The following is a 7,882-nucleotide window of genomic DNA, read 5'->3' as shown; positions in this document are numbered from 1 at the left end:
TCCGTCGCTACATCATCTGGCGCAACAAGCACGCCGAGGATCAACAGCTACGGGAGATCGTCGACAGGGCAAACGTTGCGTGATGCGGCACTAGAGTCATAGAGGATACGGCCGCCGTTGGTAGTTGACCTGATGTTCCGGCATAGCGCGGCGTGAGCACGGCCGATGCCGGGTCGTTGTCCCAGATCAACCGGCGCGGCATCCCGAGTTGGCGGATCAACTCCTGTGGCGGCCAGGACAGTCCTATTGATGCCAAGGACCTATGAGGTCGGCTCTGAGGGCATGGAAGACCTCGCTGGCCATGTAGCGCTGGCGATGCAGCGTTGACGCAGTACATAGCGTCTTCTTGGACAGTCCCTGCGCGGTGCGGCGGCTTATGTGGCCCTTCGTTCGTTGGTCGTAGCGCATGCGGCAGCCACAGACCATGTGTAGAGCGCAGTTGGTTGACGGTCACCGCCGCGGTGCAGCCGCATCCGATGGTTTTCCGCTCGGCAGAGGGACGGGCGACTCCACCACCCACGACGAGGTGTGCACCGATGTCAACAGCGGTGCCCTCCCCTGCAGTTCCGCCGCCGCCTGACGCAGTCCGAGACCGAGCACGCGCGCCGGATCGCGACCCTGACCGACGTGCGTCTGCTCGGCCTGCTGACCTGGTCCGTCGCCTGAAACCCGACACGCACCATCCGTGACACGGACTCTGATGGGACATCCAAGCCCCACTGGGACACGTCCCGCATCTCTGGGCTGTCACGGCCGATATCCTTCGTTATGTTAACTACCGATTTCGACCGCCTCTTTTCGCTGCGGACGGGGCGCTTGAGCGTCTCGATCGCGCGGCCTGTTAGCAGGAACTAGGGTCCCGGTCACTAGATCCCTGCAGTCCTGGACGGACGTCGATCGGCTCCGCAGCCTGAGGTGTGCGCCTCGGCAAATGACCGATATATCGCGCCGACGACACGACCATCGGCGGTGGCAGGCCGGCCGGCCGAGGACGCGACAGTCGACCACGGTGCTCGTCGCTGTCAGATCACCGACGGACGTCTCCCTGCCGTAGGCCGGCCTCCTCGACGTGTTTTGCATGGATAACGGCGATTATCCACGTTGTAACTATCCGACAGTCCTTGCCACATCTGTGCCCGTCATCGGAGATCAGCGCGCACAATGAGAAACCAAGTCACCGCCAACTACGGGCGGGGCTAGATCGCTCGTTGGCCCAAGGGGCGTTGTCTTCTTCGAAGCAGGTACCCGCTGGTCCCTTCGGACCTCGTTGCTCGAAGGGACCAGCGGACAAGTGTGGAAGGTTGCGCGGCAATCTCAGAAGAACAGTGCGCCGACTGAGCCGCCGAACCGAGCAGCGCCGTAACCCTGGTAGATCGGGTCGGCCACGTTGCACAGGTGGTTCATTGCGGCGTGTGAGTCACGCCAGTATCGCTGAAAAGGTTGGTCGAGGCGCAGCGATCCGCCGCCGGCATGGGTGAACAAGGTGTCGACGGCGTCGACGGCACGTCGGGAGGCACGCACCTGGTCGTTGCGGAAGGCGATACGTTCGTTCTCCGACAACTTTCGTCCGGAGCCGGCGATGTCGTACATGCGGCTGATGTTGGTCAGGATGTGTGAGCGGCTGGCGTTGATGTCCGCGGAGGCGGCACCGAGCGCCGAGAGCTGGTGCGGGTACTGGCTCGCACGGCTGCCATCGAGCCCAACCCGCCCCCGGGTGTAGTTGACGAAGGAAGCGAGTGCGCCTTCGGTGATGCCGATCGTCGCCGAAGCGATGGCGTACGAGAACAGGACACCGAAAGGCAGGGCATAGAGGGCGTTGCCGGGCCGCGAACTCTTCGCCAGGGATCCGTCGATCAGCGCGGCGTTGTCGATCGTCCGGTAGGCGGGGACGTAGGCTTCGGTGATGAGAAGGTCCTTGCTGCCGGTGCCTGCGAGCCCGACGACCTCCCAAGAATCCTCCACGATCTCGTAGTCGCCGCGGGGCAGGACGAAGTGCCGGATCCCGGTCACCTTGTCGTCGGCATCGACGACGAGCCCGCCGATGACTACCCAGTCACACTGATCGGTGCCCGAGGAGAAGCTCCACCGCCCGGACAGGACGAATCCGCCGTCGACGATGTGGGCGCGGCCCATTGGTGCATACGGTGACGCGATCCAGGTGTCCGGATCTTGACCCCAAAGCTCTTCCTGCAGTCGGGGATCAGCGAGCCCGAGCTCCCACGGGTGCACGCCGACAACGCCGGCGACCCACCCGGCCGAAGGGGACAGCGCGGCGGTGTTCATGACCGTTTCGAGGAACTCGGCGGGGTGGGCTTCGTAACCTCCGCGGTCGCGCGGCTGCAACATCCGCACCACGCCAACCGACTTGAGCAACTTGGTGGACTCGTCGGTCAGGTGACCGAGTTCGTCGTTGGGAACCGACTGCTCGGCGATCCGATCGGCCAGTTGGTCGATCCGCTGGGCGACTTCGTGCACGGTGCTCACGCTCCTTCCGGGGGGAACTGGTTGTTGATGAAATCGGCAACGATGCGGTTGAATTCCGCCGCATGTTCGAGCTGCGCCCAGTGGCCGCACCGTCCGAGCAGCAGCAACCGCGAGTTGGGGATCAGCGAGACGAGTTCGAGGGAGTTTTCGAAGTGCACGACACGGTCGTCGCGTCCGTGGATCAGAAGTGTGGGCGCGGTGATACCGGCGATCTGTTCCCAGGACGCCCATGCCGGAATCGGGCCCTTCCCTTGTTTCGCGAGAGCGAGGAAATTGGCGAGGTGCTCCGGCCGCGCCTGCGCGTCCCGGGATCGGCGCTCGACGAGTGCGTCCGTCGCGAACGCGGGGTCGAACGTCATCACGTTGACGAGTTGGCGCATGGACTCCACAGATGGGTCGAAGTAGCCGCGGAACAGGACTTTCAGGCCCTCGGTGGGACCGTCGGCGGGGCCGAACAGTTTCGGGCGTGGCCCACTGACAGCACCCATGGTGATCAGATGCGAAATCCGTTCGGGATGCTCGGCGGCAAAGCGCACGGCTGTGATGCCGCCCATTGAGTTACCGACCACAGCTGCACGGTCGATGTTGAGCGCATCCATGAACTGGACGAGAGTCGCGACATGGTCGTATTTATCGGCGTCGGCGGCGCCCACGGCGTCCGATCCGCCCCAGCCGGGCATGTCGACCGCCAGAACACGGAAGTGCTGTGCAAGGGCTGCGATGTTCGGCTCGTAGTTGCTCCACCCGGTCGCGCCGGGGCCGCTGCCGTGCAGCAGGATTACCGGATGTCCGGTGCCTGCCTCGTGGTAGTGCAGCGTCCAGTCTTGCGTGGTGACGCTGCGACTGGTGTCAGATTCAGTGAGAGCTTCGGTGTGGGTACTGGTCACGGAGTTGACTCCTTCGGTTGTGTCGTTCACGGGTCGGTGCTCATGACGCGGCGCAGGTGCCGTAGCTCCCGCGATGGAAAATGAGCGGGGCGATGGGCTCCGCTGGTGCACCGAGGTCGAGGACGCGTCCGACGACCAGGGTGTGGTCACCGATGTCGCGTGTTTCTTCCAGGTGACAGTCCACCCAGGCTGTGGCGCAGGTGAGAACAGGTGCCCCGTGCGCACCCGGACTCCAATCGACGGAGTCGAAACGGTCGTTTGCTGGCGCCGATGTAAAGCGGTGGCACAGCCCCTCATCGTCCGCGCCGAGAACGTTGACGCAGAAGGTCTCCGACGCGCATACCTGCGCGAGTGTGCCCGATCCGGTGCGGGGAAAGAACCCCACCAGCGGAGGGTCGAGTGAGATGGAGGTGAATGTACCGACCACCATCCCTGCGGGTTTTCCTTCGTGCACGGTGGTGACCACCGCGACTCCTGTCGGATAGTGCGCGAGGACCTGTCGTAGCCGTGCGGACTCGATTTGCCGGTCATCGATCGAGGTGGTGGTCACGGCGCGACCTCGACGAACGATCGAATCAGACCCGGGGACAGCTCGGCAGCGGCGGCCGGACGCTTGTGGCCCCAGATGCTCATCCGATCGAAGGTCTTCGGCGTCCACAAATCGTCGACGGGCAGCCCACCCCAGCCGTACTCGATGTCGAAGCTCGACGGAGACCGCAGATAGATCGAAGTCATTCGGTCGTTGGTATGCCGGCCGAGGGTCTGAGTGATCGGCACACCACGTGCTTCGCACAAGTCCTGAGCGGTTCCGACGTCGTCGAGCGAGTTCACCTCGAGCATCAGGTGGTGCATTCCGATCACCGGAGCCTCGACCACCGCGAGCGAGTGGTGGCGTCCGTTGATGTGATAGAAGCGGGCGCTGATCGGTCCCTCGACGATCCGATCGGAGAGCTTGAAGCCCATGACCCCGCTGAAGAACTCGTCAGCCTGCGCGATGCTCGGCACCAGGAGGACCACGTGACCCATCCCCTGCTCATCGGTCAGGAACCCGGACGAGGCCCTGCCCGGCCGGAAGCTTGCCGGGTATGTCATTCGTCCCCAAGCGAACTCGTGCCGAAAACCGAAAGGGTCCGTAAACCAGAGCAGGCCGTCTACAGCACGTAATTCGTCGAGCTCGGGAGTCGATCGGTGCACCTCGATGCCCTGGGCTTCGACTGTCCGGACGATCTCGGTGGTGGCGGTCTCATCGGCGACCTCCCAGCCGATGTAGTCGACGTCGTCCTTCTCGCCCGGGTGCAGCGCAAGTCGATAGGCCGCGTCGTCCATCTTCAAACGCACTGCTCCGTCCGGGCCGTCGGATGTGAGCTGAAGTCCGAGCACCTCCGGACCGAAAGATGTCCATGCTTGGGCAGCTGGAGTCGAAATACCCAGGTAAGACAATGATCTGATCATGATTTCCTTACTGCAGGCGACCGGCGCACGAGCCGGAAGCGCGTTGAACATGAGTTGCGCCGATTGTTCTTTCACTGCGCTGGAGCGGGTGCCGCCACCGTGCACAGCAGTCGTGCGGTGCCCGTGTCATCGGCATGCCGCTCGCCGTCGTTGCAGTAGTTCGTTTCGACTGTCAACGGGGCAAAGGGCCGCATCCTCACTCCTTGATTTTGCGGTGGCGGTGTGCGGTCGCACTGTGCGTGCCGATCGCTTGGGCGGGTGGGTGGTGGTCATTCGCCGCAGATAGTCAGTAGATTGTCAGCACCCTGACAATATGAAGGATTGGTCAATATGGATGACGACGGCATGACTACCTCTCTCATCACGCCCAGCGATGTGGCACGGGCGCTGTTCACGGGCGATCGTTGCGCGCAATCCCACGGGATCGAGTGCCGAGCTATCGACGAGGGGTACTCATTGATGGCAATGACAGTGCGCGAGGACATGGCCAATACACTCGGTATCTGCCATGGCGGGATAATTTTCACCCTTGCCGATACAGCCCTTGCTTATGCGGCGAGTGCGGAAAACCAGGCGAGTGTCACGACCAGTGCCACGATTTCCTATCCGGCCGCCGCACGGACCGGTGATTTGCTGGTGGCAGAATGCCGGGTCGTGCATCAGGCAGGCAAAGCCGGCATCTACGACGTCGAGGTGCGTAACGAGCAGGACGTCTTGGTGGCGGTATTTCGCGGAAACGTGCTGCGCACCGGTGCGCAGATCGTGTGACTCGGTGCGCGCACCGACCCCGGCGGACACGGCCTGGCAACGTCACCGCGTGTTGTGTTTGGAGTCCTTGATTTGCCGGGTCACGCGGTCGAGCAGGTTCTTGAGCTGATCGCGCTCCTCGGTGCTGAGGCATCCGAACCACTCGGTCTCGAGGGCGTTCTGCTGGGCGAATGCCTCGTCGATCGCCGCAGCACCTTTGGGGGTGAGTGTGACTGTGACCAGTCTCTTGTCGGTGTCGGAGGTGCGTTCACGGTTGACGAAGCCGTTTGCTTCGAGGTTGGCCAGCACGCTCGACGTCGTCTGTCGGCTCACTCCGGATAGTCGGGCGAGATCGCGTGCCTCGATCTCCCCGAACAGCCAGATCATGTACATGATGTGGAATCCGCTCCAGCTCCAACCGTGTGGACGGTGGATCCGACGTTCGGACTCCTGCATATGGGCATTCGATGCACGAATGATGGTCAGCCCCAGGGCTACTGCTTGGTCGTCGAGACCCGAATAGCGTTCCCGTGTCAGTCGGGCGGCGACGTCCCCGAATCCGAATCCGCTGACCGAGGAGGGAGAAACCCGGCCGCGAGAGGGCACTTCAAGCGCGCTGCGATCCGGTTGGTCCATGGACTGCATGATAGTTGCAACAGCACCGGCGGAGGTAGCCGCTTCGCCTGTGTAGGTTCGGCCGAAAGTGCGCCTCTCTCCGACCACCACCGTACCTGCGGGTCTTGTCATGCTCGGCTCCCTTCTGCCTTCGCCAATGCCGTAGTGCCCATGCGATCCCGCAGCTCGTACTTCAAGATCTTTCCGGATGCGTTGCGTGGGAGTGCATCGATGACCCGCATGCGTGTCGGAAGCTTGTAGCGCGCCAGGCGAGTTCCGGCGAAGTCGCGAAGCTCGTCCAGATCCACGGGCTCGGCGCCGTCGCGGAAGGCGACGACGGCAGTTACCGCCTCTCCCCAGCGTTCGTCCGGAAGGCCGACGACTGCGACCTCGGCGATGGCCGGATGCCCGTACAGCACGTTCTCTATCTCTGCCGGGTACACGTTCTCACCACCAGAGATGATCATGTCCTTGATTCGGTCGACGATGAACATGAACCCGTCCCCATCGCGATATCCGACGTCACCGGTGTGAAACCATCCCTGCGGATCTATCGCCCGTGCGGTTTCCGCAGGGCGATTCCAGTAGCCCTTGGTCACATTCGGCCCGCGAACGCAGATTTCGCCCTGCTCGTGCGGTGCGGTGATCGGCGATCCCTCAGCATCGATGATCTTCACCTCGGTGAAGAGCGGAGCCGTTCCGGCAGATCCCAGTTTGCTGAGCGCGTACTTGGCGGTGAGAAACGTGGCGCTGGGTGCGGTTTCGGTAAGACCGTAGCCCTGCAGCACCTGGATTCCGCGCTCACCGTACAGGTGAAGCAGCGGCTCCGGGACCGGCGCACCACCGCAGATCGCCATTCTCACACTGCGCAGATCTGCTGAAGTGAAACTCTGGGCCTGGCTGATGAACGCGAAGATGGCGGGAACACCGAACATCGTCGTCACCCGATATTTCTCGATCAGCGACAAGCACTCCTCGGCATCGAAGGAACGCTGCAATACCACCTCGCCACCTTTGAACCAGGTGGTGAAGGTCGTGACGTTCAAGCCGGCGATATGGAACAAAGGTGCCGCCACCAACGTCACATCATCTGCGTGAACGTCGAACTGCGAAAGCAGATTGACATTGCTCCACCACAGGTTTGCATGCGAGAGAATTACACCTTTCGGACGCCCGGTGGTGCCCGAGGTGTACATCAGGATTGCGGTGTCGTCGGCTGCCACGTCCTCGGGGACATCGATCGGCGGTCGAGACGCGATCAACGCTTCGACGTCTTCGCCGGTCTCGGTCCCGACCGTCAGTAGTCGCCGGATCGGCAGCGCGTCACGGACTTCGTCGATCGTCGAACGGTGAGGTTCGTCCACCACGAGCGTATGAACGTCAGCATCGGAAATGATGAAGGCCAGTTCGGGAGCGGCGAGGCGAAAGTTCAAGGGTACAAACACCGCGCCGATCCGGGCGGCGGCGAGCAATGTCTCGAGGAACGCAGGTTGGTTCATCCCGAGAAAGGCCACCCGGTCCCCTAGGCGCAGGCCCCCCTCCTTCAGACCCGTGGCCAATCTGTCGATCCGGTCCAAGAGTTCACCGAAGGTGTAGGTGGTGCCCTCGAAGGTCAGTGCTCGGTTGGCGGCGGATCGGTTCGCCCGAGCCGCGAACCAACTTCCCAGACTGATGTCCGGTGCAGTCATGGTCTCGGA

General features: G+C 62.8%; 8 protein-coding genes. 2 read left to right on the top strand and 6 right to left on the bottom strand.

All coding sequences use genetic code 11. The features are described 5' to 3' along the window. Positions 1–528: 528 nt before the first annotated feature. Positions 529–666: a hypothetical protein gene (locus ACLBYD_RS25035; protein ID WP_447818547.1), complete on the top strand. Its 138-nt coding sequence runs from the start codon at positions 529–531 to the stop codon at positions 664–666. Positions 667–1,314: 648 nt separating this feature from the next. Here the strand turns inward: ACLBYD_RS25035 and ACLBYD_RS25030 are convergent. From ACLBYD_RS25030 to ACLBYD_RS25015, 4 genes are read right to left on the bottom strand one after another with little or no spacing between them, the layout of a single operon-like run. Further along, positions 1,315–2,484, bottom strand: coding sequence for a hydroxylase (locus tag ACLBYD_RS25030; RefSeq protein ID WP_447818546.1), 1,170 nt, complete (start codon positions 2,482–2,484; stop codon positions 1,315–1,317). Further along, a complete protein-coding gene (locus ACLBYD_RS25025) occupies positions 2,481–3,371 on the bottom strand; it encodes an alpha/beta fold hydrolase (RefSeq protein ID WP_447818545.1) in 891 nt (296 codons plus the stop codon). The genes ACLBYD_RS25030 and ACLBYD_RS25025 overlap by 4 nt, the downstream gene beginning before the upstream one ends. Positions 3,372–3,411: 40 nt before the next feature. Continuing rightward, positions 3,412–3,921, bottom strand: coding sequence for a flavin reductase family protein (locus ACLBYD_RS25020; RefSeq protein WP_447818544.1), 510 nt, complete (start codon positions 3,919–3,921; stop codon positions 3,412–3,414). After that, positions 3,918–4,823: a VOC family protein gene (locus ACLBYD_RS25015; protein WP_447818543.1), complete on the bottom strand. Its 906-nt coding sequence runs from the start codon at positions 4,821–4,823 to the stop codon at positions 3,918–3,920. The genes ACLBYD_RS25020 and ACLBYD_RS25015 overlap by 4 nt, the downstream gene beginning before the upstream one ends. A gap of 330 nt (positions 4,824–5,153) precedes the next feature. Between ACLBYD_RS25015 and paaI the strand changes: the two genes are divergently transcribed. Then, positions 5,154–5,591 carry a hydroxyphenylacetyl-CoA thioesterase PaaI gene (gene paaI, locus ACLBYD_RS25010; protein ID WP_447818542.1) on the top strand — a complete coding sequence of 146 codons (438 nt, stop codon included), beginning with the start codon at positions 5,154–5,156 and terminating at the stop codon, positions 5,589–5,591. A 42-nt stretch (positions 5,592–5,633) separates the two neighbouring features. Here the strand turns inward: paaI and ACLBYD_RS25005 are convergent, their stop codons facing one another. Beyond that, on the bottom strand, positions 5,634–6,206 hold the full coding sequence (locus ACLBYD_RS25005) for a MarR family winged helix-turn-helix transcriptional regulator (protein ID WP_447818541.1): 573 nt from the start codon (positions 6,204–6,206) through the stop codon (positions 5,634–5,636). A 107-nt stretch (positions 6,207–6,313) separates the two neighbouring features. After that, positions 6,314–7,873, bottom strand: a complete 1,560-nt coding sequence (locus ACLBYD_RS25000) for an acyl-CoA synthetase (protein WP_447818540.1) — start codon at positions 7,871–7,873, stop codon at positions 6,314–6,316. Positions 7,874–7,882: the final 9 nt, after the last annotated feature.

Source organism: Rhodococcus sp. C26F (assembly GCF_053345925.1).
This window is presented reverse-complemented; position numbering and strand designations above follow the sequence as displayed.